The organism is Desulfoscipio sp. XC116 (assembly GCF_039851975.1).
Classification (GTDB): Bacteria; Bacillota; Desulfotomaculia; order Desulfotomaculales; family Desulfallaceae; genus Sporotomaculum.
Genome location: NZ_CP156660.1, coordinates 1,576,187 through 1,600,444 on the forward strand (window position 1 = coordinate 1,576,187; position 24,258 = coordinate 1,600,444).

The 24,258-nt window shown below is 45.1% G+C and carries 23 protein-coding genes and 1 tRNA gene; 8 read left to right on the forward strand and 16 right to left on the reverse strand.

Going from position 1 to position 24,258, the window contains the following annotated elements; genetic code table 11:
- Window positions 1–41: 41 nt before the first annotated feature.
- The 9 genes from ABDB91_RS07460 to ABDB91_RS07500 form a co-directional block, all read right to left on the reverse strand.
- Entirely contained in the window at window positions 42–917 is an 876-nt protein-coding gene (locus ABDB91_RS07460) for a radical SAM protein (RefSeq protein WP_347490987.1), read from the reverse strand.
- A 22-nt stretch (window positions 918–939) separates the two neighbouring features.
- Entirely contained in the window at window positions 940–1,215 is a 276-nt protein-coding gene (locus ABDB91_RS07465; RefSeq protein WP_347490988.1) for a late competence development ComFB family protein, read from the reverse strand.
- Window positions 1,216–1,250: 35 nt separating this feature from the next.
- The gene (locus ABDB91_RS07470; RefSeq protein ID WP_347490989.1) at window positions 1,251–2,348 is read right to left on the reverse strand and encodes a 6-phosphofructokinase; all 1,098 of its coding nucleotides are present in this window, start codon (window positions 2,346–2,348) and stop codon (window positions 1,251–1,253) included.
- Window positions 2,349–2,373: 25 nt separating this feature from the next.
- On the reverse strand, window positions 2,374–3,150 hold the full coding sequence (locus tag ABDB91_RS07475; RefSeq protein WP_347490990.1) for an alpha/beta hydrolase: 777 nt from the start codon (window positions 3,148–3,150) through the stop codon (window positions 2,374–2,376).
- A gap of 162 nt (window positions 3,151–3,312) precedes the next feature.
- Window positions 3,313–3,462: a hypothetical protein gene (locus tag ABDB91_RS07480; protein WP_347490991.1), complete on the reverse strand. Its 150-nt coding sequence runs from the start codon at window positions 3,460–3,462 to the stop codon at window positions 3,313–3,315.
- Between the two features lie 36 nt (window positions 3,463–3,498).
- Window positions 3,499–6,249 carry a UPF0182 family protein gene (locus ABDB91_RS07485; RefSeq protein ID WP_347490992.1) on the reverse strand — a complete coding sequence of 917 codons (2,751 nt, stop codon included), beginning with the start codon at window positions 6,247–6,249 and terminating at the stop codon, window positions 3,499–3,501.
- A gap of 83 nt (window positions 6,250–6,332) precedes the next feature.
- A complete protein-coding gene (locus ABDB91_RS07490; RefSeq protein WP_347490993.1) occupies window positions 6,333–6,524 on the reverse strand; it encodes a hypothetical protein in 192 nt (63 codons plus the stop codon).
- Between the two features lie 68 nt (window positions 6,525–6,592).
- A complete protein-coding gene (locus tag ABDB91_RS07495) occupies window positions 6,593–7,618 on the reverse strand; it encodes a hypothetical protein (RefSeq protein WP_347490994.1) in 1,026 nt (341 codons plus the stop codon).
- 142 nt (window positions 7,619–7,760) lie between these two features.
- On the reverse strand, window positions 7,761–8,696 hold the full coding sequence (locus ABDB91_RS07500) for a D-alanine--D-alanine ligase (RefSeq protein WP_347490996.1): 936 nt from the start codon (window positions 8,694–8,696) through the stop codon (window positions 7,761–7,763).
- Window positions 8,697–8,838: 142 nt separating this feature from the next.
- On the opposite strand from ABDB91_RS07500, the gene ABDB91_RS07505 reads away from it, so the two are divergent.
- Window positions 8,839–8,914 (forward strand) — tRNA-Trp (locus tag ABDB91_RS07505).
- A 253-nt stretch (window positions 8,915–9,167) separates the two neighbouring features.
- Here the strand turns inward: ABDB91_RS07505 and panB are convergent.
- A complete protein-coding gene (panB, locus tag ABDB91_RS07510; protein WP_347490997.1) occupies window positions 9,168–10,031 on the reverse strand; it encodes a 3-methyl-2-oxobutanoate hydroxymethyltransferase in 864 nt (287 codons plus the stop codon).
- A 694-nt stretch (window positions 10,032–10,725) separates the two neighbouring features.
- A complete protein-coding gene (gene fusA / locus ABDB91_RS07515; RefSeq protein ID WP_347490998.1) occupies window positions 10,726–12,747 on the reverse strand; it encodes an elongation factor G in 2,022 nt (673 codons plus the stop codon).
- A 288-nt stretch (window positions 12,748–13,035) separates the two neighbouring features.
- On the opposite strand from fusA, the gene spoVB reads away from it, so the two are divergent.
- A complete protein-coding gene (gene spoVB / locus ABDB91_RS07520) occupies window positions 13,036–14,604 on the forward strand; it encodes a stage V sporulation protein B (RefSeq protein WP_347490999.1) in 1,569 nt (522 codons plus the stop codon).
- Between the two features lie 4 nt (window positions 14,605–14,608).
- On the opposite strand, the gene surE is transcribed toward spoVB, so the two are convergent.
- The 4 genes from surE to ABDB91_RS07540 form a co-directional block, all read right to left on the reverse strand.
- Window positions 14,609–15,427, reverse strand: a complete 819-nt coding sequence (surE, locus tag ABDB91_RS07525; protein ID WP_347491000.1) for a 5'/3'-nucleotidase SurE — start codon at window positions 15,425–15,427, stop codon at window positions 14,609–14,611.
- A 17-nt stretch (window positions 15,428–15,444) separates the two neighbouring features.
- A complete protein-coding gene (locus ABDB91_RS07530; RefSeq protein WP_347491001.1) occupies window positions 15,445–15,630 on the reverse strand; it encodes a YpmA family protein in 186 nt (61 codons plus the stop codon).
- A gap of 16 nt (window positions 15,631–15,646) precedes the next feature.
- Window positions 15,647–16,207 carry a GTP cyclohydrolase I FolE gene (gene folE, locus ABDB91_RS07535; RefSeq protein WP_347491002.1) on the reverse strand — a complete coding sequence of 187 codons (561 nt, stop codon included), beginning with the start codon at window positions 16,205–16,207 and terminating at the stop codon, window positions 15,647–15,649.
- 269 nt (window positions 16,208–16,476) lie between these two features.
- Window positions 16,477–16,701: a zinc ribbon domain-containing protein gene (locus ABDB91_RS07540; RefSeq protein ID WP_347491554.1), complete on the reverse strand. Its 225-nt coding sequence runs from the start codon at window positions 16,699–16,701 to the stop codon at window positions 16,477–16,479.
- 110 nt (window positions 16,702–16,811) lie between these two features.
- On the opposite strand from ABDB91_RS07540, the gene ABDB91_RS07545 reads away from it, so the two are divergent.
- From ABDB91_RS07545 to ABDB91_RS07560, 4 genes are all read left to right on the forward strand, one after another.
- Window positions 16,812–17,489: a response regulator transcription factor gene (locus ABDB91_RS07545; RefSeq protein WP_347491003.1), complete on the forward strand. Its 678-nt coding sequence runs from the start codon at window positions 16,812–16,814 to the stop codon at window positions 17,487–17,489.
- A complete protein-coding gene (locus ABDB91_RS07550) occupies window positions 17,482–18,396 on the forward strand; it encodes a HAMP domain-containing sensor histidine kinase (RefSeq protein WP_347491004.1) in 915 nt (304 codons plus the stop codon). Before ABDB91_RS07545 ends, ABDB91_RS07550 begins: the two co-directional genes overlap by 8 nt.
- Before the next feature lie 114 nt (window positions 18,397–18,510).
- On the forward strand, window positions 18,511–19,179 hold the full coding sequence (locus ABDB91_RS07555; protein ID WP_347491005.1) for an ABC transporter ATP-binding protein: 669 nt from the start codon (window positions 18,511–18,513) through the stop codon (window positions 19,177–19,179).
- Between the two features lie 13 nt (window positions 19,180–19,192).
- On the forward strand, window positions 19,193–21,850 hold the full coding sequence (locus ABDB91_RS07560; RefSeq protein WP_347491006.1) for an ABC transporter permease: 2,658 nt from the start codon (window positions 19,193–19,195) through the stop codon (window positions 21,848–21,850).
- Between the two features lie 318 nt (window positions 21,851–22,168).
- Here ABDB91_RS07560 and ABDB91_RS07565 read toward each other — a convergent pair whose 3' ends face one another.
- Entirely contained in the window at window positions 22,169–23,254 is a 1,086-nt protein-coding gene (locus ABDB91_RS07565; RefSeq protein WP_347491007.1) for a tetratricopeptide repeat protein, read from the reverse strand.
- A gap of 174 nt (window positions 23,255–23,428) precedes the next feature.
- Between ABDB91_RS07565 and ABDB91_RS07570 the strand changes: the two genes are divergently transcribed.
- Window positions 23,429–23,584 carry a hypothetical protein gene (locus tag ABDB91_RS07570; RefSeq protein ID WP_347491008.1) on the forward strand — a complete coding sequence of 52 codons (156 nt, stop codon included), beginning with the start codon at window positions 23,429–23,431 and terminating at the stop codon, window positions 23,582–23,584.
- Between the two features lie 78 nt (window positions 23,585–23,662).
- Window positions 23,663–24,064, forward strand: a complete 402-nt coding sequence (locus tag ABDB91_RS07575) for a TIGR04086 family membrane protein (RefSeq protein ID WP_347491009.1) — start codon at window positions 23,663–23,665, stop codon at window positions 24,062–24,064.
- Window positions 24,065–24,258: the final 194 nt, after the last annotated feature.

The window sequence follows — 24,258 nt, forward strand, 5'->3', positions numbered from 1 at the left end:
TAGATATCTATATGCTTTTTATTTATCTGTTTTAGACCTCTTTACAATCCTCTTCTGCTTTCGGGCCTTAAGGGTATAGTATCCGGTTGGGCAATGGCCTGTTCCAATATGGTTATAAGGCTATCACTATCTTTGTTCAATATTCCGCGTAGCGGCAGATAATTTGATGCGTGGTTGGTTCTGAACACGCAGTGGGTTAAATGTAAGTTTTCCAATAGATATTTCATTTCCTGTAAGATTTGCATTGCATTTGGTAATGTAAAACCGCCTTGCTGTATTTGGTGATATAATACTGTATTAGGTACCGGCATCAGCGTTAACGCACCCAGATATGTGGGATCTATAGCACTGATGACTTTACCGGTTTCCTTGGCATGTTCCTCCCATAATGCAGTGCCTCCAAGACCATTGATAATGGTCACCGAAAGCCCAAAACCCGTCTTGAGGGCTTTTTGGCCGGCCTTTACCATTTCCTCAGCAGATACTCCTTTACAGACAGCTTGCAGAATATTATTGCTACCGCTTTCCACACCCAAATATAATAATTCGACACCGGAGGCGCGTATTTCCTTAAGTTCATCCAGGGATTTGGCTAGGATATCCTTGGGACCGGCGTACATGCTGATACGCTTCAGATCCGGAAATTTTTTATCAAGGTAAAACGCAGTTTTTAAAATAAGGGGTGTGTCTGCCGCCAGAGCGTCACCATCAGCTAAGAATACCCTTTCTATGCTCTTCATCTGGGAGGAACATATATCAATATCGTTTTTTATTTCGTCCCAAGTTCTACTGCGGTATGTTTTGCCTTTGTACATACCGCAAAAAGTGCAAGCATTATGCCGGCATCCAATGGTAAGCTGCAATATAAGGCTAAAGGCTTCACTGGGTGGCCTAAATACCGGTGGTTCTAAATGCATAGCTCATAAAACCCTCCATTATTTAATAATGACTTGGATACTGCTGCACCCTTTGAATTGCTGATGTCAAGGCGGCGATTACCTGAGCTTTGCCGCCCACCTGATCATAAATAGCCTTAGTGTAAACTTGACCGAAGTCGCTGACCACGTACTTGGCCGGCAGGCTATTAAGCGCTAAAGCCATGATATCATTTTTGCAGCGTTCGCATTGGCAGGTGCCCGGGTTTTGGCCGGCATATTCGATTAGGACCTCATCAATTAATTCTTTTACGGCCAGTTCGGGATAATTAATTATCAACGTGTTTCCCCTTTCATGTCTATTCCTTAATCGCCTCAATCGCCAAGGCAAATGCCCATTTGTCTGGCTACCCTGACTAATTCCCCATCCACAGGCACTTTATGCAGTTCACCCACAGCCTGCTCCAATGGCACGGAATCAATATGCTGTCCCTTTAAACATACCATTCTGCCGAACTTGCCTTCGGCCGTTAAATTAACCGCTCCTGTACCGTAGCGGGTGGCGAGAATGCGGTCATATGCTGTGGGCGACCCGCCCCGCTGCAAATGGCCCAGTACGGTCACCCTTGATTCTTTGCCGGTGGCGGATTCCACTGCTTGGGCTATTACATTACCAATGCCGCCCAGGCGAATGGGATCAAAGCTGCCCTCTATATGTTTACTGACTACCATTTCCCCACCCATAGGTTTAGCGCCTTCAGCCACCACTATTATACTGAATTTTTTCTTTTCCTTGCTGCGGGCGTTAATCTTTTCCACTACAATATCCGTATTGTAAGGTATTTCCGGAATCAATATAACATCGGCTCCGCCTGCCAAACCGGATGCCAGTGCGATCCAACCGGCATAGCGACCCATGACCTCCAACACCATTACCCGGTGATGGGATTCAGCCGTGGTATGGAGCTTATCAATGGCTTCGGAAGCAGTGGTAAGGGCGGTATCAAAACCAAAGGTTTGGTCTGTCGCTGATAGGTCGTTGTCAATGGTTTTGGGAACACCCACAACCTTCAAACCATGGTCGTGCAGTTCTTTTCCTATGGCCAGGCTGCCGTCACCGCCTATTACAATCAGTGCTTCTATTTCATGAATGCTGATGTTCTCAAAAACCCGGTCTGATACGTCGACAAAAGTTTTTTCGTTACCTTTGGTTACTGGGTAATGAAAGGGGTTGTCTCGGTTAGTGGTGCCTAGAATAGTTCCCCCTCTGGGCAAAATACCAACTACGTCTGCCTCGGTTAGTTCCCGTGCTTGATTTTTAATTAAACCGCCGAAACCGTTTTCAAAACCAACGATTGTCATTTGGTATTCATGGATAGCGGTTTTAACAACAGCGCGGATTACCGCATTTAAACCGGGTGCATCGCCGCCTCCGGTTAAAACTCCGATGCGCTTGACCATAGATCTGGCCATGCTATAAACCTCCCTTTATAAACTTTTAATCCCCCGGTGTTATGCTGGTTATAAATTTTTCAATGCTGGCGTTTGTTTGCTGGGGTTTCTCCAACATCATCATGTGCCCGGTCTGTTCAATTATCTGCAGCTGGGAGTTGGGAATGTTCTCCGCCAGATAATGGCTGTATTTGGGCGGAGTTAAACGGTCCGCGGTGGCCCCAAGAACAAGTGTGGGTGTATTAATGGCTTGAATATGCTCGCTATAATTAAACATGTCACAGGCAAGAAAATCATTGTAATATATACTGGGATCGGTGTTTGCCATTTCTATTTCGGCCTGTTTTATTAAATCGGGACTGGCTGTATCACTGTAAGCATAACTAATAAATTGAGGGAGTAATTCTCCCGCTGCAAAGGTATCTAAAATAGAGGGTGCTACCCGTAGCCGGGCTCCGGTGCCAATTAAAATTAGTCCGTTTAATTTATTAGGGTAACGAAGAGCAAAATCCATAGCAATGGCTCCACCCATAGAATGGCCGGCTAAAAAGAACTTGGCGCCCAATACCCGCCCGGCAAAGTCATATATAAAATCACTATAATCTCCAATTTTTTTACATGGCCCACCTTCGGAATCACCATGTCCCGGCAGGTCAACGGCGATAGTTAAAAATTTTTGTCCCAGTTCCGCGGTTTGACAACTCCAGTGTTTATGGCTGCCGCCGGCGCCATGGATAAAAATAATAGCGTATTTACCATTATTATATTGAGGAATTCCGGCCGCATAGTGATAAAATTTGCTGTTGATAGCCACCTTAGGCATGATTAATCCCTCCATTATAAAAAAGCCACCGGTTATAAGAACCGGTGGCTTATAAGCTGGGTTTTAAGGGAACCGGTCGCTAGTGTTCCGGTTAAACGCTGTCATGTGACTGCCTGGTATAGGCGATTACAATAAAGCATTATTGCACTAGCTTGTTAATGTTTAGTGATGAGCATCGCATGACTGCTTGGGCTTTTTGTTTTCTCCGGTAAATTTACTCCATTTTAGCATAAAGGCATAACAAATTGCCAGCATACCGGTGGTGGTTACAACGCCGAATAGCAATGCTTGCCACCAACTTTCAAAAAACATATCACAATCATCTCCTTCCCTAAGAATATTATAATGCTATTCAGCCTGAGCTGACATATTATTTAGTGTTTCTTCTAATTTGTTAATTGCTTCGCCATATCCTGCCCAGTCGCCATTTTGCAGTTTGCTTTGTGCTTCATTGTATAGGTTATTTGCGGTGTCTATTAAGTCTTTAAGCGTTGTTGTCGGCGCTTCACTTGTGGGTGGCGGTTGCGTTTGATTATCGGGTGATGTATCATTAACCTCGCTGCCGAAAATCCTATTTAAAGCCAGATCCAAAGTGGGTTCCATGACAATCTTATCGCTATGCGCCACAATAACTCGGCGCAACTCCGGCATTTTGCTTTGTTCAGACTGCAAGTATAGCGGTTCCACGTAAAGCAAAGAATCCTCGACCGGAATTACCAGCAAGTTTCCCCTGATTACAGAAGACCCCCGCTGATTCCACAGCGTAAGCTGCTGTGAAATTACAGTATCCTGGTCGATGCGGGCTTCTATTTGCATCGGACCGTATACTAGTTCCTGCTTGGGAAACTCATACACGATAAGTTCGCCGTAATGTGGTTCGTCTGATCTGGCTGCCATCCAGCCAATCATATTTGTTTTATTATTTGGCGTGAACGGCATGATTAAAACGTACTCTGTTTTTTCACTTCCGGGCAGCTTGATAACATTGTAATATGGCTCTAACACCACCTCTTCGTTATAAAGCTTTTCGTTGGGTAAATTCCATTTATCCTCTTGATTATATAATACTTCAGTATTGGTCATATGATAAACAGCATATTTTTCCGCCTGAACACTAAAAAGATCAATAGGATAACGAATATGTTTCTTTAAATCATCGGGCATTTCATTAAGCGGCTTGAAAACGCCGGGAAATATTTTAGCATAAGTCTGGATAATCGGGTCTTCGGCATCGGCAACGTAAAAATCCACCTGCCCCGTGTAAGCGTTAACAACCACCTTAACCGCATTGCGGATGTAGTTGTTGCCTCCCTTAAAAGGTTCGGAATAGGGGTACATATCGGATGTGGTATAAGCATCCCACATCCAGTGCAGAGCACCGGAATTATCGAGCACTATATACGGATCACTGTCGTAATTAAGAAAAGGGGCCAGTTTGGGTACTCTATCCTGGATATTACGGTAATATAATATCTGGCTGCTATTTTGCAAGTCACTTGCCAGCAGCATTTTATAATCGGCAAATGCCAATGCAAATATTACTTTGCGCAAAAATCCGTTTATCTTGACACCGCTATTGCCTTCATAAGTGGTGTAAGCGTTTTCCGTACCCACCGGGTAGTCAAATTCCTGGGCTTTTGTGTTTACTATCACGTAATTGTCCGCTAACTCACCAAAATATATCTCGGGTCGCGTTACTTTATTATCTATTGTGCTGGTCGGCGGGATATTTTTAATAAATAGCTCGGGCAACCCTTCCGAAGTCATTTTATTGACGGGGTTCATGGTAATGCCATAACCATGGGTGTATTTTAGCCGTTGGTTAATCCAGGTTTTAGCCGTGTCAGGTAATTGTTCCTGATCAAGTTCCCGGGCTGCCAACATGACCTGCCTGTACTCATCATTTATTGTATAACGGTCAATGTCGATATTTTCAAGCTCATAGTATGGCCTGATTTCTTGCAGTTGCTGGTATGTTTCTCGCAGTGGCCGCCAGTCCCAAAGTCTGATATTTTTAACCGTTTCGCGGTTATTTTCTATATCGGAGCTGCTAAGTACCTGTCCTGCGGGAAATTTTTTTATGTTCACTTGATCCAGGTTATAAGCCATACGTGTATATTCAATGGAATTGGCAATGTATGGCGACTCCTTGTTCAACTCATTGGGCTTAACTATAAGACTTTGAACTGCCGATGGATATATGCCGCCTAGAATTATTGATGCCAAAAACAAACCGCCAATACTGTAGAGGATTAGTTTAAACCGGCGCATAAAAACATTAACTATAATAATTACAGCAATAAGCAATGCGATGAAGAAAAGCGCCTTATAAGCCAGCAGACGGGCATGAATATCCGTATAACCCGGGCCAAAAGTGACGCCGTTGCTGGAATATAAAAGCATGTACTGTTCCAATTGATAACCCCAGGCCCGGACCAGGAAAAATAGTGCTGCCAGGAAAGAAAGGTGCAGCCGGGCCGACATTGAGTTGAAAATTTTGCCCCATCCGTTTCTGCCGGTTTCGGATAAAAAGTAGACCATGGCCAAGGTGAAGGCGGACAGAATAATAAACCACGTTAATAGCTTGTATAAAAATTGATAAAAGGGTAAGCTGAAAATATATTTGCCAATATCATTGTTAAAAATAGGATCGGCGATACCAAAAGCGGTACTATGCAGATATTTTTGAATTATAACCCAATCGCCGGTTACCGCTGAGCTTATGAATATTGCCAGGGCAGTGCTGATAGCTAAATAGGTTAGAGTTAATGATCGTGGTGTTAGATACTTATTTAAAGGCGACTGGTAGATGGTAATGATATCGTCGTCGGTTTTATTGAACTGACGGGTGCTGATGCTCTGAATTACAGATTTTCTCGTAAACATTAAATTAACGAAAATGAATAGAAATGCTGCTAATCCAACTAATACCCGCAGGCCTATCTCGGACAATAATATTGTTTTAAAAATGTTGCTATAACCAAGGGATTGGAACCAGAGCCAATCTATATAAAGATGGGCACCCCACCTGGCCACAAGCAAGAAAATCACTACAATTGCCACAACTAGCGTTGTTAGCCACCTAAACCCTTTTTGCAACTAATCTCCTCCTTAATTATTAAAACCGGACCGGGTGCAGGTTAATCTCAGATTAATCTAATGGTTATTTAATCTATTCGGTGTTACATTGGTTTGGACGGTTTTTTGTTATCATCTGCTTCATGGCGTATTTTAGCTTCGCAAATTTGACAAAAAGAAGGCGCCTTTTTAGGCATATCCTCCTCATCATCATCGAGAAAAGGATTTTTATTCTCCTCCACTATCTGATCCGGATCAAACATTCTTCCGCACATTATACATTTTTTAGATGCCATTTGGGGGTCACCTCCGGTTATGTTTATTAAGTTACTATTCTCTGTCGGAGGCACGATTCCTGCCAGGTTTAGAATGCGGCTCTCAAATCTCGGGCGAAATCCTCCGGTAATATCACTGTCCAGGGATCATCATGAAGAATTTGCATGTGCGTGATATCACTGCCTACAAGTGGAAATATGGTAAACCTGCCCACAATTCTGGCATGGACGGCAAAACCGGCATTTTCATGGCGGGCAAAATACAACGCAGCGTTAAAGGACACTATGTTGTTCTGGTTATAGAACTTTATTACTTTACAAAGCCCCGTCGCCAAATCACTTAAATCATTACCGGTGACATCATCAATGGTTTGTTTGCCGGGCAGTATACCTATCATATCGCCAACATGGCGCGGCGCAAAAACGCTTAGCCAGTGTACCTGCCCTGTTTGGCCGATATACCTTTCTCCTGTCTGTTCCTCACTGCTAATTAAATCCGTCCAATAATTGCTGTTATTGGTGCTTAAATAATTGTCAGATGCAATTATTAACTGCTTGTCATATGTACAGGGCTCTTTGCCCGCTAATATCTGTAAATGAGGGTGAATTAAAGATCCACCGGCATAAGGCATATAGTTCCAGTTAATGGATACAAAGCGGGCTTCGTCCGGATCCAGGGAGATTACCCTTCGCAAGTACTCCAGCCCGGCCCGGAAACTGTTAACAATTAATTCCGAGTTGATTTCATCCATAGAAATATAATGGCGGGATGACATGATTACCAGTGAAGCATATTTTTCATATGGATTTAAATTGGGGATTACTGTTGCATCGCCGATTTTGATGCGTCCCTCGGGAGCTATATCGGCGGAGAATTTAGGGGTAACCTTTTCTAATACGCCGGGACAAAAGGGACAGAATTTTTGTCTGGATTCTTCTACAAAAGGTGTCCAATCGTGTCTGTGTAAATTAAATTTACGAAACGGGAATATGCGTGAAATATGTCCCGTTAATGGGTCATGGCGTATTTCACTCACAACGGTTTTAGGTGCGAAATTGTTCATTGGGTCCAGAAAACTGGATTCGTTGAGATCCTTTGTAAACTTTATTGACATATATTTTAGCCTCCCTATAATACTCAATGGAGAAAGATGTTGCTTAATGCAGGAATAGTTGTGGGAAAAACTGGCTGGATATGACATATCTTGGATGGAGCAGCCTGTCGATAGGTTACTCCACCCAAGATAATTATGGGTTTTACTTTTCCATGGTTAACTGTACTAATCTGCCTACCAGTTTTTCAAATGATATACCTGCCGCTCTGGCTGCATCGGGGAAAAGACTGGTTTCCGTCATACCCGGTATGGTGTTGACTTCCAGAATGTAAGGTTGGCCGGATTGGTCGACCATGAAATCAACGCGGGAAAGCCCTCGGCAGCCAATGGCCAGATGCGTCTTATACGCTAATTCTTTAATTTTTTGCTGCACATTTTCCGGCAAACGGGGCGGAATAATGTGGTCGCTTAGCCCGACGGTGTATTTGGCTGTGTAATCATAGACCCCGGTGGTTGAGAAAATTTCAATCAGCGGTAGCACCTCCGGTTTTTCATTGCCCAGCACCGATGCGGTTATCTCTGTACCGTCAATCATTTTTTCTGCCAGTATATCGGGGTCATACTGGAAAGCTTGCTCTATAGCACTGTTAATGTCATTTTGGTGACGCACAAATGAAATACCAATGGTAGACCCCTGAGTAGCTGCTTTTATCACAACCGGCAGGCCCATAGCCGCAATTTTGTCATTGATATTATCCAGTGCGTTACTGTTATACTCGCTGCGCGATATAGTGAAAAACTCGGGAGTAGGCAGTCCTTCATACAGCAATATCTTTTTGGTAGTAATTTTATTAATGGCCATGGCGCTTGCTAAGACGTCGGAACCGGTATAAGGTATATCCAGCATTTCCAGTAGACCTTGTATGGTACCATCTTCACCGTATTTGCCGTGCAACGCGATAAAGGCCAGCTCAATTTGCTGGTTTTTCAAATTTTCCACTATGTTTTTATCTACATCGATTTTTACCGCATCGAAACCAATGGATGATAATGCTTGATAGATTGCTTCCCCGGTACGTAATGACACTTCCCTTTCAGCGGAACATCCACCCATTAAAACACCGATTTTGGGGCTCATTAAGCCACCTCCGAGATAAGTAGTTGTTTTATATATATTCGGTTGGGTTCTCAAAAATCCTTTATGCACCACATATTTCCCTTGACTGGCCGGAAATATTATTTTATAATTACTTTTGTTACAATATAGTAAGCAAGTATTTAGGGGAGTAGCTCAATTGGTAGAGCAACGGTCTCCAAAACCGTGGGCTGCGGGTTCAAGTCCTGTCTCCCCTGCCACACAAAGCCAGTATTCGCAAGGGATTGCGGTACTGGCTTTATTATTTATGGCGTAAAAGAATTGGAAGCATAATTTTAGCGAAGGCTGCCGCCACGGTTTTTTGCAAAAGATAAACCCTGCATAGCAGGGTTACAAGTCTTTTAACAAGGTTGAAATCTTGGTTAGTTTCTCATTTGTTTCATCTCTGTATTCCGTAATTCGTTGGGCAGTGTTTTACATACTTCAAAATGGGTTCTTTTGCCCACTGCGATCTTACAAAATACCCTCCTCTTGCAATTCGGCCGTTAGCTGTTGTAGTAAATCCTGGGGCATGGTAAAGGAATGTTCCTTGTCCGGGAATATACCTTCACGTACTTCGGCGGAGTAAGTGTTTAATGCTTTTTGCATATCCGCTCCCAGATTGGCATAGCGCTTGACAAACTTGGGGATAAACCTGTCGAACAGTCCTAAAAGATCATGGATAACCAGTACCTGGCCATCACATTTGTTTCCGGCACCGATGCCGATGGTGGGTACCTGAACACTTTCCGTGATTATTTTAGCCACCGGGCTGGGTATGGCCTCCAAAACAATGGCAAACGCTCCCGCCTTTTCCAGGGCCAGCGCATCTTTAACTATTTGTTTGGCATCCTGGAGTTTTTTGCCCTGCACGTTGAAACCACCCAACTGGGCGGCGCTCTGCGGTGTTAAACCGATATGGCCCATCACGGGTATACCGGCTCTGACTATAGCGGTCACAGTATCCGCCATGCGTTCTCCACCCTCCAGCTTAACGGCATCCATGCGTCCTTCCCTAATAATCCGGCCTGCGTTGGTCATGGCCTGCTCCGTACTTATTTCATAAGTCATGAAGGGCATGTCCCCTACCAGAAAAGTGTGCTTGCCCGCGTTGGCGACGGCCTGGCAGAAAACCAGCATGGTATCCAGGTTAATCTGCACTGTTCCCTCATAGCCCATCATAGTCATAGCGGCGGAATCGCCTACCAGAATCATATCTATGTCGGACTTATCCACCTGGGACATCATGGCGAAATCATAGGCTGTTACCATAGTGATTTTTTTACCTTGCTGCTTCATTTCTTTAAACTTTAATATGTTGGCTTTTTGTTTTTCCATATCACTCACTCCTTTATTGCTATGCGTTATTGTTCCTGTTAAATTACGAAATTATCAGATACTTACATGAATTAAGATTAACGGTATTATTTTTTAAGATCATAGGGTATTAGTATTATTGGAACATGTTTGGGGATAATAAAAAAACCTCCGGACAAGTCCGAAGGATAATAATATCCCTTGCGCAAACCCGTCTCGGTCCTGCCGGTTCCAAGCGGAGGTACGTTAGCTTACCAACAAAACGCATCACCTACCCAACCAATCCAAACAAATGGTGCGGTTCTAAAAAGATACCGCCCAATTCCTGATTCATTTTAACATAATAACAATTGTTGTAGCAATATCGTTATAGATTATACTACGCTAGATTTTATATTAACTGAATAACCGGTATTAGATTAAACTTATTAATGATAGATATATAGATTGCTGTGTTATTCATCTTACGTGTAAGGGCAAGTAAAGGGGAGTTTGAGTTTAACTTGCTTCCGGTCTCTTTCTTGTGGCTGCAAAGCTAAAAGGATGGATAAAAAAGGGGCTGTTGTACAACGGGCTAAATAGTTCATAGTGCGGCAGCTTTTTATAAAGATACCGGATTGTTGTCGGAATAATTAGCTGAATTTAAGAAAGGGAGCGTCGTTCACCACTCCAAGAAAGTAGTTTTGCGACACTCCCTTTTTTCTCAGTGCTAAAATTATTTTTCTGCTTCGGCCTCGGCCTTAGCTTTTTGTATAATATCTTCGGCCAGTTTGGCGGGAACTTCTTCATAGCTATTAAATTCCATCTTGAATTGCCCGCGTCCCTGGGTCATGGATTTTAGATCGTTGGCATATTTAAACATTTCAGCCAGCGGCACATGTGCTTTTACTATGGTGCCTTCGTCAACCTGATCGGTGCCCAGCACCCGACCGCGCTTGGTATTAAAGTCGCCGATAATGTCTCCCATAAATTCATCCGGTACGGTTACTTCAACATACATAATAGGTTCCAATATAGCCGGCTTGGCCATAGGGACAGCCTTTTTAAAAGCCAGTGAAGCGGCAATTTTAAATGCCATTTCAGATGAGTCCACGTTGTGGTAAGAACCGTCGTATAAGGTAGCTTTCATGCCAACCGTGGGGTAACCGGCCAAGGCGCCTTCCACCATAGCCTCCCGCAGTCCTTTTTCCACAGCCGGGAAGTAGTTGCGTGGCACTGCGCCACCAAATACTTCTTCATTAAATTCAAAATCGCCTTCGGCCAGCGGCTCAAACCTTATCCAAACATGGCCGTACTGGCCACGGCCACCGGATTGTTTCTTATGCTTACCTTCCACCTCCACTTTGGCGCGGATGGTCTCCCTGTAGGGTACTTTGGGTTCCTCGGTGATCACGTCGACGCCGTAACGGCGCTTTAGATTATTAATCATAATATTTACATGTGCTTCACCCATACCGGTGAGCAGGGTCTGCTTGGTTTCCTTATTCTTTTCCACCCTAAGTGAGGGATCTTCTTCCAGCAGTTTGTGTACTGCATCGCCTAGCTTATCCTCGTCGTTTTTACTCTTCGGTGCAATAGCCAGAGTATAGTTAGGTATCGGGAAGTCAATGCTTTCCAGAGCCTCTTTGTTGTCTTTATCGCACAGGGTATCTCCTGAGCTGGTATCGGTTAACTTGACCACCACCGCTAAATCGCCACAAACCACCTGGGGGGTTTGCTCCGAGTGTTTGCCGCGCACAAATAATACCTGACCGATTTTTTCGTTCTTTTCCTTGGTGAAGTTATACACCTGGGAATCTGCTTTTAAATTGCCGCGAAAAACACGGATAAAGTTCATGCGGCCTACGTAAGGGTCGGCCAGTGTTTTAAATACCAGTGCGGCCATTGGGCCGTCTTCGCACTTGGGTGCGGGCAGGTAATAGGATAAAAAGTCACTCAAGTTGGCAATAGCCATATTTTTAGTTGCGGACCCACATAGCACCGGTACGGCCTTGGTAATGGCGATGCTGTTGGCGAGACCTGTTTTGATCTCCTCCGGAGTTAATTCTTCTCCCTCTAAATATTTCATGGTCAGATCGTCATCGCCTTCGGCAGCGGCTTCCACTAATTTTTCGCGATACTCTTCCAATTGATCCTGCAGTTCATCGGGGATGGCAATTTCCTTGGGCTTGCCGTCGTCACCAAACTCATAAGCTTTTTGGCTAAGTACGTCCACAATACCTTTATAATCCAAACCTTCACCAATGGGAAAGTTGATAGGTACAAAGTTGGCCTTAAACTTGGCGTTTAATTCATCCATTAACTTGCTAAAACTAGCGTTCTCCCGATCCATTTTATTTATAAAAGCCACCCGTGGAAGCTCAGACTTTTGAACAAATTTCCAAATAATTTCATGCTGTACTTGTACGCCGTCTACTGCGGAGAACACAAACATGGTGGTATTGGCTACTCGTAAAGCGCCTTTTAATTCACCTATAAAATCTGAAAAGCCGGGGGTATCCAAGAGGTTTAATTTAACACTGTTTACCTCCACGGGTACCAGGCTTGTATGCACTGTGGATTGGCGCTGTGCCTCTTCGGGATGGTAATCTGCAACGGTGGTGCCATCTTCTACTCGACCAATGCGATTTATTACTCCGGTGTTAAAAACCATTGCTTCCACCAGAGATGTCTTTCCCGCACCACCGTGGCCCACAATGGCGATGTTGCGGAGTTGTTCGGTAGTATAATTCTTCAAAACGCGTGCCTCCTTTTGTAAATAATGGTTTCCCTCAAACCCTTTTTCTATACTTATTGGCATCCAAAACTGGCCAAAATTGGTTTCTAAACATAAAAATAGCCCGGTAGGGCTCCTTGGCCGCCAAGAAACGGGTTTTCTTATTAGCTTTCAATACTTCTACAAGCTAATAAGAAATTCCTTGTTTTGAATAGAAACCAAAAAATTTTTTTGTTGCTATGCGCTGGTTTTCATAGTTTAACGCTTATTGACATAAGTATAATTTAGCCTTGGAAAGGGTGGTAATATATGGCGGGTTATTCTTTTTTACAGGGGGCCTTTATTCTATTAATAGCCGGTCTCATTAATCGGTTTCTGGGCTTTGGTTATCAAATAGCTATGATGCGTTTAATCGGCCCCGAGGGTGTGGGACTGTTTAATATGGTTTTCCCGGTATATATTATGATGCTGGTGCTGGCCACCGCCGGAATACCTCTGGCCATAGCCAAGCTGGTGGCCGAAGAGGTGGCCGGTAATAATATGCCCGGCGCATACAGAATCTTTAAACTATCATTGTTCATACTGATGCTCACCAGTGTGTTTTTTACCGTGGTATTAATTATAGGTGCGCCTATATTAACCGAATCCTATTTCCCCAATCCAAGAGTATATTACTGTTTAATCAGCTTGGTGCCCGGCATTATCATTGTTACTTTGTGCTCCGCCTTCCGTGGTTTTTTTCAAGGCTTGCAGCAAATGTCTCCCACGGCTATCACCCAGACAATTGAACAATTGATACGGGTTTTGTCCGGTCTGGCATTTGCTTATATTCTGCTGCCTTTAGGCATTGAGTATGCCGCTGTCGGTCTTTCTATCGGGGTTGTACTGGGTGAATTAACAGGTTTTATTTTTATGCTGCGCATTTATGTTCGTCGTAAACCCGTGGCCTTGCATTATGTATCGGGGTCATGGCGTAAGATATATAGCCTGGGCCATAGCCTTAAAAAAATATCTACGATGGCTATACCGGTAACCTTGACAAGGATTGTTGCCACGGCACTAATGTCCGTTCAGGCAGTATTGATACCGCAGCGGCTGCAGGCCGCCGGGCTTTCGGTATCCCAGGCTACTAGTGCATATGGGCAATTCATTGGTATTGCCGAAGCGCTGCTGTTTATGCCCGGCGTCCTTACCATGGCTCTGGCCACTTCATTGGTGCCGGCTATGTCCGACGCTATATCGGCTAACAACCTGACTTTGGCCAGGACACGTATATTGGACGCCGTCAGGCTGACCATACAGGTGGGGGTGCCCGCCGCCTGTATTTTTCTTTTATTGGCGAACGAGCTTTGCGGTGTTCTTTTCGGGTATGCTCAAACCGGTATAATTTTGAAAGTTTTAGCACTGGCCGGTCCGTTTTTATACCTGCAGCAAACCACCACCGGTATTTTACAAGGTGTGGGAAGAGCGGATGTACCCTTTAAAAATCTGGTATTGTCATCGCTGGTATGTATCATGGGTATCTATTACCTAACAGCGATGCCGCAGTTGGGTATTAAAGGGGCTGCCATGGCGGTAGCCGCCGGCTATATTATTATGCCGGTTTTAAATATGCTGTATCTTTATAAAATTGGGTTGTTTGCGCCTTCCATCAGGGAAAGTGTAATGATGCCTCTGGTGGCGTCACTGGGTATGTCATTGTTAATCATTTGCTTAAAGAAAATACTATATGGATGTGGTTTTCATGACGGCTCGGTTTTGTTTATTACCCTGCTGGCCGGCGGAGTTATTTATCTGGTGTTAATGCTGCTAACCGGTGGTGTTAACGACCAGGACAGGGAAAAGTTTCGTGGACTGTTCAAATTTAATAGACGTTAAGTGCTTAGAGTGATAATTGAGGCTCGATTATTTTGCTTATATGCTTTATTGCGGCAAAATCCGTTAAGTCAAAATGCAGCGGTGTTATGGATATATAATTATTATTTATTGCATGTACATCAATATCAACATTTGTAGCTAAATTGGCATTGGTATTTGCTTTTGCTGCCGCATGCCCGGCCGGGGGCTCGGGTATTGTATCCTCGGGCTTGCCGGCCATCCAGTAATATACATTACCCCGGGGATCGGTCCTTTTATCGAAAACATTAACATAACGCCGCATGCCCAACCTGGTTATCTTCATCCCCCGGGGCTTGCCGGGGGGCACGTTAACATTAACTAGAATGTTCTTTATATCCCGGTCGGCATCAATCAATAATGGTACTATGTGCAATGCAAACGCGGCAGCCTGACTAAAGTCACTGCTTTCAGAGCTGGTCAGCGATATGGCCATAGATGGGATACCATTAATGATCCCTTCAATGGCTGCTGATACAGTACCGGAATAAAGCACATCCGTGCCTAAATTGGCGCCCAGATTAATGCCGGAAACGACAATATCCGGTTTCCGAGGCATTAATGCTTCAATAGCCAGTTTAACACAATCAGCAGGGGTGCCGTTTACCGACCAGCCATAAGTACCGTCAGAAAAAGTAATTTTTTTGGTCCTCAGCGGCTTGTATGTCGTTATGCCATGTCCGGTGCCGCTTCTTTCCCGGTCCGGTGCCACCACCAGCACTTCGCCAAGGAGTGCCAGTGATTTTCTGAGTGTTCGCAATCCGGGAGCGTTAATCCCGTCGTCATTACTTAGCAATACGCGCATTATAATCCTCCGTTGGTTCAAAACTCATAAATGGTTATAGTCAAATTATTGTCTTCATTATTTTTGGTTAAGCCAAACATAACTTTTTTATCTTTTAGATTTTTATTTAAAAAGTCTATTACTTTATACATATCTTCATACATCGAAAATGATTTAGTTGCAATCAACTCTAGTTTGCCCGGACCTGTACCCGTACGATCCATAATGTTCTCCCCCCGGTTATTTTCTGATTAATGAAAATGCCTCCGCTCTGGTGGCCTCATTGCGCTGGAATGATCCGCGTACTGCCGATGTAAGAGTTTTGGAACCGGGTTTGCGTACGCCGCGCAAGGTCATGCACATATGTTCCGCCTCAATGACCACTAATACCCCGTGCGGGTTTAATTTTTTCATGATTGTATCCGCAATTTGGGAGGTTAATCTTTCCTGAAGCTGAGGCCGTTTGGAAAATCCTTCGACAACCCTGGCCAGCTTGGACAGTCCGGTGATATTGCCCTTGCGGGGAATGTACGCCACGTGTGCCTTACCGTAAAACGGCAGCAGGTGGTGTTCACACATGGAATAGATAGGAATGTCCTTGACCAGTACCATTTCTTCATGTTCTTCAGTGAAAATTTTTTGCAGGTGTCTTTCCGGGTCGTCCCAGAGCCCGCAAAAAATTTCATTATACATACGGGCCACTCGGGCCGGGGTTTCCTTTAAACCTTCTCTGTCAGCATCTTCACCGATAGCTTCCAGGATCATGCGTACAGCTACTTCTATTTTTCCCATATCTATCATTAAAATTTCCCCTTTCTTTCCCTATATATTATAACGATTATTATGGCATGCCGGTCTGGGAATAACCAGGAGGTCTTCCTGAAGGGTTGGATAATGGCGCTAACTTTACTCGACATGGCTTAATTGAAATAAGGATCATAAATGGTATGGCTCCCCTTTGGTAAATTTTATTATAACTCACATTCAACAACTTAAATATTTCGCCATTTTACGATATCGTCCTTCTAGCAATGTAAAAAAAGACCCGGTTGCTGCTATTAGGCGGGGTATCATAGGGACAAAAGGTCAACCGGGTATAAATCCCTGTGATGGGGCGGACAGTTTTGGCTGTCCGCCCTCCTCTTTGCCGCGCTTCTTGTAGGGCCGCGCTTCTTGTAGGTGGAGCACATGAAGTTGTTCTGTGTTTCTTGCATGGTGTGCGCCCGGTGAAGCACCGGCGTCCCGCCGCAGTCGGCGCAGAACACTAAGCCGGAGAACAGATTTGGCGTATCCATCTGCTTGGAAGGGCGTTTATTGTGCTTGCGGATATCTTGCACGATGTTCCATAATTAAATTATAAATTCATTATGTTATCATATGATTAAAGGCGGAAAGGGGATAAGTGATGAAACAAGTATTAATTGTCGAAGATGACCGCCATCTGAGCCGAGGCTTGTGCCTTGCTTTAAAAGATCAGGAACTTGAAATTGTTCCGTGTTTCGATTTGCAATCTGCTCGTGAACAGCTTGCCTGCGCTGTGACGGAGTTGGTTCTGCTGGATATCAATCTTCCTGATGGCAGCGGATTGGAGTTGCTTCGCGAAATTAAAACCGGGAGCAATCCTATTCCTGTAATCCTGCTGACTGCCAACGACACTGAAGTAGATGTGGTCATGGGCTTGGAGCACGGTGCAGATGATTATATCACAAAGCCCTTTAGCCTGGCCATTCTTCGCGCGAGAGTGAAGGCTCAACTGCGTCGGGACATGATCCGTGTGTCCAAGCCCTTTGTTATCGACAGCTATCGGTTTGATTTTGAGCATATGGAGTTCTTTAAGGCGGATATTGCGGTGGAGTTAAGCAAAACGGAACAAAAGCTTCTTCGGTTGCTGGTAGAAAATCAGGGCGTAACCGTAAGTCGAACGGTTCTCCTGGATCGTGTTTGGACGAATGACGCTGATTTTGTAGATGAAAATGCACTTTCGGTGACTGTTAAGCGCCTACGGGACAAGCTGGATGCGGCCCGGTATATCAAAACCATCTACGGTTTGGGCTATGTATGGGCGGTGAAACGGAATGAATGAATGGAATCTCATCCTATTTGTCATTGCGTTGGCAGTCATTCTGCTATGCTTTGCAATTACACTGCTTCAACACTGTAAAACTAAGAGAATTATGAAGACGCTTAATCAAATGCTGGATCACGCGATGGACGGAAGTTTTGCGGAAAATACTTTTGATGAAAGCCTGCTTTCGGCAGTGGAAAGCAGATTGAAGCGATATCTGACTGCTTCGGCGGTATCAGCGTATAATTTAAAAACGGAGAAAGAAAAAGTCAAGGAGCTGTTGGCAGATATATCGCATCAGACCAAAACACCGATTGCCAATATCCTACTTTATGCACAGCTATTGGAAGAACAGGAGCTGCCGGAAGAAAGCGTGGATTGTGCAGCTGCGCTGCGGGGACAAGCGGAAAAGCTGAACTTTTTGATTGCCTCATTGGTGAAGCTATCGCGACTGGAAACAGGCGTTTTCACACTTCATCCGGTTTCAAATGCCATTGCCCCGATGCTGGATGAAATAGCCGGACAGTTTGCGCCGAAAGCAGCGCAAAAAGAGATTCGGCTGATCATGAATGTTACAGATACCCGTGCGGTATTTGACTATAAATGGACGACAGAAGCGTTATGCAATCTGATGGATAACGCTATTAAATACACGCCCGCGGGCGGCAGCATACAAGTTTCAGTCAGGGAATACGATTTGTTCTGCCGCATTGATGTGGAGGATACTGGAATTGGAATTTTGGAAGCAGAGCAGGCAAAAGTGTTTTTACGTTTTTATCGTTCTCCATCCGTCAGCGAACAGGACGGCGTGGGGATCGGTTTATACCTGACCCGTCAGATTTTAGCCGGGCAGGGCGGATATGTTAAAGTGGCATCATCGTCAGATGGCTCGGTTTTTTCTGTGTTTCTACCCCGACAGCCTTGAATTCTTACAAAACTGTTAGAATTGCTTGTCCGCCGGAAAGATTCTGGAAAGAAACTTATGATAAAGTCTGTATTGTAGCGATGCATGCAAACTTTATCTTTGGAGGTATCTAGCATGACCATTTTGCAGACGCATGATTTGAAAAAAGTTTACGGCACCGATGAAAACGCCGTTCATGCTCTCGCCGGTATCGATCTGCAGGTGGAAAAAGGAGAATTTGTGGCTATCGTCGGTACATCCGGCAGCGGCAAGAGTACGCTTCTACATATGCTGGGCGGGCTGGACCGCCCCACCTCCGGCACGGTCACGGTTGACGGCAAGGATATCTTTTCCCTAAAAGACGAAGCACTGACCATTTTCCGCCGCCGCAAGATCGGCTTTGTGTTCCAGAATTATAATCTGGTTCCTGTGCTCAACGTCTATGAAAATGTCGTACTGCCCATCCAATTGGACGGCAATACGCCGGATTCCGCCTATGTGGACAGCATCATTGAAACACTGGGGTTTAAGTCTAAACTGCAAAACCTGCCCAATAACCTCTCGGGGGGACAGCAACAGCGGGTTGCCATCGCACGCGCTTTAGCTGCAAAGCCCGCCATCATTTTGGCGGATGAGCCCACCGGCAATCTGGATTCCAAGACCAGCCAGGATGTGTTGGGGCTGCTAAAGGTTACAAGCCAGAAATTTGTTCAAACCATTGTGATGATTACCCATAACGAGGAGATTGCCCAGTTAGCCGACCGCATCGTTCGCATCGAGGACGGCTTAATCGTCGCTCGATAAGGAGGTGCACAGCATGAACGTAGCCAATCAAAAATGTATCCGCCGGCTGAGCGTGAAAAGTATGAAAGCGGCAAGAACTAGAAATCTTATTGCCATTCTTGCTATTGCCTTGACCTCCGTACTGTTTACCTCCCTGTTCACGGTGGCGCTGTCGATTAATCATTCCTTGCAGCAGGCCAACTTCCGGCAAGTCGGAGGCTGGAGCCATGGAACGTTTAAGTATATGACCCGAGAGCAGTTTGATGAGCTTAAAACCGATCCCCTCATCACGCAGTATGGGTTGCGTTGCTTTGTGGGTATGCCGGTCGGCGCGCCTTTTCTTAAATCTCACGTGGAGATTGGATATAGTGATGCGAACCAAGCGCACTGGATGTACTGTGATCCTGTGGAAGGCCGGTTACCCGCCGAGGGTACCAACGAGGCCGCCACCGATACCCGGGTATTGGAGCTGCTGGGCGTCGAACCGGTGTTAGGAAACGAATTGACCATGACTTTTGATGTGGACGGCGCAGAGGTAACGAAAACCTTTGTTTTGAGCGGCTGGTGGGAATATGACGAGGCGATTGTCGCCAACCATGTTCTCATTCCCCACAGCCGCGCACAGGCTATCTATGATCAAGTCGGCATCGGCGGCGGTATCGGCAAGGACGGCATGACCGGTTCATGGAATATGGATGTCATGCTGGACAGCTCGCTGCATATCGAACAGGACCTGAACAAAATTTTGGCAAATCACGGTTATCAACATGAAAGCCGTTCTGTGGGAGATAACTACATTTCGATTGGCGCCAACTGGGGCTACACTGGCTCACAGCTGGCCAACAGTATGGACCCAATCACCGTAATGTCCATCACAGTTCTGCTGCTGATCATTATCTTTACAGGCTATCTGATTATCTATAACGTATTTCAGATTTCCGTTTCAAATGATATCCGCTTCTATGGCCTGCTTAAAACCATCGGTGCCACAGGGCGGCAGCTGCGGCGCATCATCCGCCAGCAGGCGCTGCTGCTGTCTTTGATTGGTATTCCCCTTGGATTGCTGATTGGCTATGGTGTCGGTGTTAAGCTGACCCCTGTGATTCTGTCTCAGCTCAATGGTGTTGTACAGAACGCGGTGTCGGCAAGTCCACTGATTTTCATTGGTTCCGCGTTTTTTGCTCTGGTTACGGTGGTGATCTCCTGCCGCAGGCCGGGGCGAATGGCGGCAAGAGTATCTCCTGTGGAGGCTGTTCGCTACACCGAGGGTACGGTGAATAAGAAGATGATACGCAAAGCCCGGTCAGGAGCCTCACTGTCCGGAATGGCCCGGGCGAACCTTGGGCGCAGCCACAGCAAGACGGCAATAACAGTAACTTCACTGTCGCTGGCCGTGCTGCTGCTCAATTTGACCGTCACTTTTACAAACGGCTTTGACATGGATAAATATTTGTCCCGAATGGTGTCGGATTGTGTGATAGCGGATGCCGGTTATTTTCAGACAAACGGCTTCTGGGGCAGCGACCGCGCCCTGCCTGAAGATATCATCTCCAGCTTGGAATCCCGGCCCGGTGTGGAAGCCGGAGGGCGCGTATACGGCAAAAGCAGTCCGGTGGAGGAATTTATCAGCGAGAACTATTATCGCGCGCTGAACGGCAGGTGGAACGATTCGGAAGATCTGGATCGCGCTGTTGCCCTTATGGATAAAAATGAAGAAGGCCTGCTGGCCAATCAGGTACAGCTTTATGGTATGGAGCGATACGCACTTGACAAGCTGACGGTGCTGCAGGGCGATTTATCCAAGCTGGATGAGTCGGACGGACGTTATATCGCCGCCGTATACGGTGAGGATGACTACGGTAATCCCCAGATGGATTCCCATTGGGCAAAGCTTGGCGACACAGTCACCCTGCGTTATGTGGAGGAGTACGAATATTATGATCCCGACACAGGTGAGATCTTTGAACCTGGTAATCTTCCCGGCGACCAACCTTACCGCTGCCGGGCTAAAACGTATCGGGACATTGATTATCAGGTAGCGGCACTGATCACTATGCCACACTCCCTCAGCTATCGCTATTATGGCACCGATGAGTTTATTATGAATGACCGGACATTTATTCAGGACAGCGGCACAAGCAACGTTATGTACTATGCCTGCGATGTCAGCGATGAGAGTACTGCCGATATGGAAGCTTTCTTGTCTGATTTGACAAATGAGCAGATGCCGCAGTTCGACTATGAAAGCAAGGCGACTTATGCTGCGGAGTTCGACTCTTTCCGCAATATGTTCCTGATGCTGGGAGGCGTGCTGAGTTTTATCATCGGACTTGTGGGTGTGCTCAATTTTCTCAACGCGATTCTGACGAGCATTCTGACACGCCGCCGTGAGCTTGCAATGCTCCAGTCCATCGGCATGACCGGCAAGCAGCTCAAAGCCATGTTGATTTGGGAGGGGCTGTATTACTCTCTGGGCGCTGTGGCAGTATCGCTTTTGCTCAGCATTGCTGCCGGTCCGCTGCTGTCCAATGTGCTGACCGGCATATTCTGGTTCTTTACGTATCGTTTTACGGTTTTACCCATCCTCTTCGTTGCGCCGATCTTCACTGCACTCGGCATTTTCGTGCCGCTGACGGTGTATCGCGCTGTTTCCAGACACTCCATTGTTGAGCGTCTGAGGGAAATAGAATAGTTGGATAAAACAATTTATTGGTGAGGCTAATCGTATGCTTATATAAAACAAGGGGCTGTTGCACAACGGGCTAAATAGTTCATAGTGCGGCAGCTTTTTGTAAAGATACCGGATTATTATCGAAATAATTGGCTGAATATGGGAAAGGAAGCGTTGCTCAATACTCCGAGAAAGTAGTTTTGCGACACTCCCTTGTTCTGTATTCAGTTTGCCTTTTGGGTGGGTTCACAACTTATTCCTGTGACTCCCCGTCTTTGAGCCCGGGTTTTTTTATATTTGTTTAGTTCAATTTAACGGTGTGATTGTTCTGCAAAGCAGCTAGTTTTTAGCTAAACTGATTAAACCGAAAGCCTTTCGATAGCTATCCGCGGCTTCGCTTGTTTTGCCAAGCTCGCACAGCAGTTCACCCTTTATGCTCCACAATTCACAGTCAAATTCTTCATCCGGCAGGCTGTTGCAAAGTACTAACGCATCTTGGTGCCTGTGCAAAGTAATTAAACATTTAATTTTATTAAGCTCGATGGCTCTTTTATCCTTTTCTGATTTCCCCAACTGCAATGCTATATCGTAGTGTTTTAAAGCCTCCTCTTCATGACCGGTGGTCTCCAGGCACATAGCTAAATTATTTTCCAGGGTGGCATCGCCGGGGTAGGTTTGAACAGTTCTTGTAAGATAGTCTACAGCTTTATTCTGCTGGTTTGTTTTTATATAACAGGCCGCTAAGTTATTTAAAATATCATAGTCATTAGGAGCTAAACCACGAGCCAGTTCATAGCAAATTTGTGCTTCCTCAAACCGGTTAAGCAGGAATAAACTATATCCTTTATTGTTTAAAAGCCCGAGATTGTTGAGACCTAGATTTTGAGCCTTTTCGTAAAACTCCAGCGCTTCCGGATGCCTGTTTAACTTATTGAGGGCAAGTCCTATATTGAAACATAAAACAGCGTCGGCTCCGCCCTCCTCTAAGTCATGTAGAAACATTTTTAATGCATCTTGCACATAGCCATTTTCCAGTAATTCCAGTCCAATGTTGTTTGAGTTCGTAAGGTTATCGCCATGTCTTTCTTCCAGTTCCGCTTGATGGGCCCATTGGCCGGTGTGGGCATGGGACACTGCCGGCGACTTTTCCCTATGGCTCTTCAGCCAATATAAAAAGCTACCTATATTCTCTTGGCCGACTGCCTTTTTCCAGTAAGTGACTGCTTTATCGACTTGTCCTTTTTTGAGGTATAAGCGACTGGCATGTAAATACAGCTTTTGGTTATTTGGGGCATTGGTAATAGCCCATTTTATAATACTCAGGGAATTAGTAAGGGAACCTAGTCTTTCCACGATTACAGCCAGACTGTACAGTATCTGAACGCTAATATTAATGCTTTTTAGGTTTTTAATGATGCCATCCATTTAGATACACCCCCTTATGGTTTAATAACATATATTCGATATAGGGAAACCATTTCCTTCCATATAAATGTAAAAATAATGTAATATTTTAAATTAGTGGCAAGACGTGTTTGGGGAGTATGATGCCTGGTTTTTAAATGCATAATAGAAAAAGCCTAAAAAGGGGGAAGTAGATTGGAAAAAAACAAAAATAAAAGTTCTAAAGCGACAGGCGCGACTTTTGTGGAAGAGTCTACGGGTTCAGCGACTATGATTAATCTGGATGGGCAGTGGGATCATGACTTCACCGATCATAATGTTAGCGATCATAAGAAGAAAGCCGGCAAATAATGCCGGTGTTTTTTCTTTTTAAGCATATTCAGTTAAGCATGACATAAAATTTACAGTAAACAGGGAGGTGCGGATAAAATGAGTTCCATAAAACATGATGGGGCAACTTACCCGCCGCTTAGCTTAAACGCTGTTTTAAAAGGGGTATTGGCGGCGTTAATAATCACTGTGTTAGGCAGCGCTGTTCTGGGCATTTTTTACCATGTTATATCCCTGGGTGAAAAAACACTGCCTATGGCATCGAATATTCTTTATTATATCAGCGTTTTCGGCGGTAGTGTATTAGCGGCTCGCTGGGCGGGGTATAAGGGTTTAGTGCATGGTATTGGTGTGGCGGTATTATTTTTACTCTTTGGATGGTTGATTGGGCATTATCTTTTACACACTAGCGCTGCAACTGGCGCCGTGCTGCAAAAAGCCTTCATTTCCTGCCTGGCCGGGGCTGTTGGGGGCGTATTGGGTGTAGGTGTGTCCAGGTGATAAATAGTGGGGCGGTCGGAGGTTGGTATGCTGATAGTAATCAATTTGTTAATTTTTTCGAATTAGCTGGTATTCTGAAGTATGTCTTGGTAAAAAGGAGCAGGCTAACGCCTGCTCCTATGTCGTTACTTGATTATTTTCATTAGCCAGCTGCGCAAAAAAGAAGGAAGCCGTACATAATAAACCCGCAAAAC

Excerpts from the sequence above, each read along its gene's own strand:
- ABDB91_RS07555 (WP_347491005.1), top strand. The coding sequence starts at position 18,511 with ATGACCATTTTGCAGACGCATGATTTGAAAAAAGTTTACGGCACCGAT.
- ABDB91_RS07545 (WP_347491003.1), top strand. The coding sequence starts at position 16,812 with ATGAAACAAGTATTAATTGTCGAAGATGACCGCCATCTGAGCCGAGGC.
- ABDB91_RS07540 (WP_347491554.1), bottom strand. The coding sequence starts at position 16,701 with ATGGATACGCCAAATCTGTTCTCCGGCTTAGTGTTCTGCGCCGACTGC.
- ABDB91_RS07470 (WP_347490989.1), bottom strand. The coding sequence starts at position 2,348 with ATGGCCAGATCTATGGTCAAGCGCATCGGAGTTTTAACCGGAGGCGGC.
- ABDB91_RS07550 (WP_347491004.1), top strand. The coding sequence starts at position 17,482 with ATGAATGAATGGAATCTCATCCTATTTGTCATTGCGTTGGCAGTCATT.
- ABDB91_RS07560 (WP_347491006.1), top strand. The coding sequence starts at position 19,193 with ATGAACGTAGCCAATCAAAAATGTATCCGCCGGCTGAGCGTGAAAAGT.
- ABDB91_RS07500 (WP_347490996.1), bottom strand. The coding sequence starts at position 8,696 with ATGAGCCCCAAAATCGGTGTTTTAATGGGTGGATGTTCCGCTGAAAGG.
- ABDB91_RS07460 (WP_347490987.1), bottom strand. The coding sequence starts at position 917 with ATGCATTTAGAACCACCGGTATTTAGGCCACCCAGTGAAGCCTTTAGC.
- folE (WP_347491002.1), bottom strand. The coding sequence starts at position 16,207 with ATGATAGATATGGGAAAAATAGAAGTAGCTGTACGCATGATCCTGGAA.
- ABDB91_RS07575 (WP_347491009.1), top strand. The coding sequence starts at position 23,663 with ATGAGTTCCATAAAACATGATGGGGCAACTTACCCGCCGCTTAGCTTA.
- surE (WP_347491000.1), bottom strand. The coding sequence starts at position 15,427 with ATGCGCGTATTGCTAAGTAATGACGACGGGATTAACGCTCCCGGATTG.
- ABDB91_RS07495 (WP_347490994.1), bottom strand. The coding sequence starts at position 7,618 with ATGTCAATAAAGTTTACAAAGGATCTCAACGAATCCAGTTTTCTGGAC.
- ABDB91_RS07475 (WP_347490990.1), bottom strand. The coding sequence starts at position 3,150 with ATGCCTAAGGTGGCTATCAACAGCAAATTTTATCACTATGCGGCCGGA.
- ABDB91_RS07565 (WP_347491007.1), bottom strand. The coding sequence starts at position 23,254 with ATGGATGGCATCATTAAAAACCTAAAAAGCATTAATATTAGCGTTCAG.
- ABDB91_RS07530 (WP_347491001.1), bottom strand. The coding sequence starts at position 15,630 with ATGGATCGTACGGGTACAGGTCCGGGCAAACTAGAGTTGATTGCAACT.
- ABDB91_RS07490 (WP_347490993.1), bottom strand. The coding sequence starts at position 6,524 with ATGGCATCTAAAAAATGTATAATGTGCGGAAGAATGTTTGATCCGGAT.
- panB (WP_347490997.1), bottom strand. The coding sequence starts at position 10,031 with ATGGAAAAACAAAAAGCCAACATATTAAAGTTTAAAGAAATGAAGCAG.
- ABDB91_RS07480 (WP_347490991.1), bottom strand. The coding sequence starts at position 3,462 with ATGTTTTTTGAAAGTTGGTGGCAAGCATTGCTATTCGGCGTTGTAACC.
- spoVB (WP_347490999.1), top strand. The coding sequence starts at position 13,036 with ATGGCGGGTTATTCTTTTTTACAGGGGGCCTTTATTCTATTAATAGCC.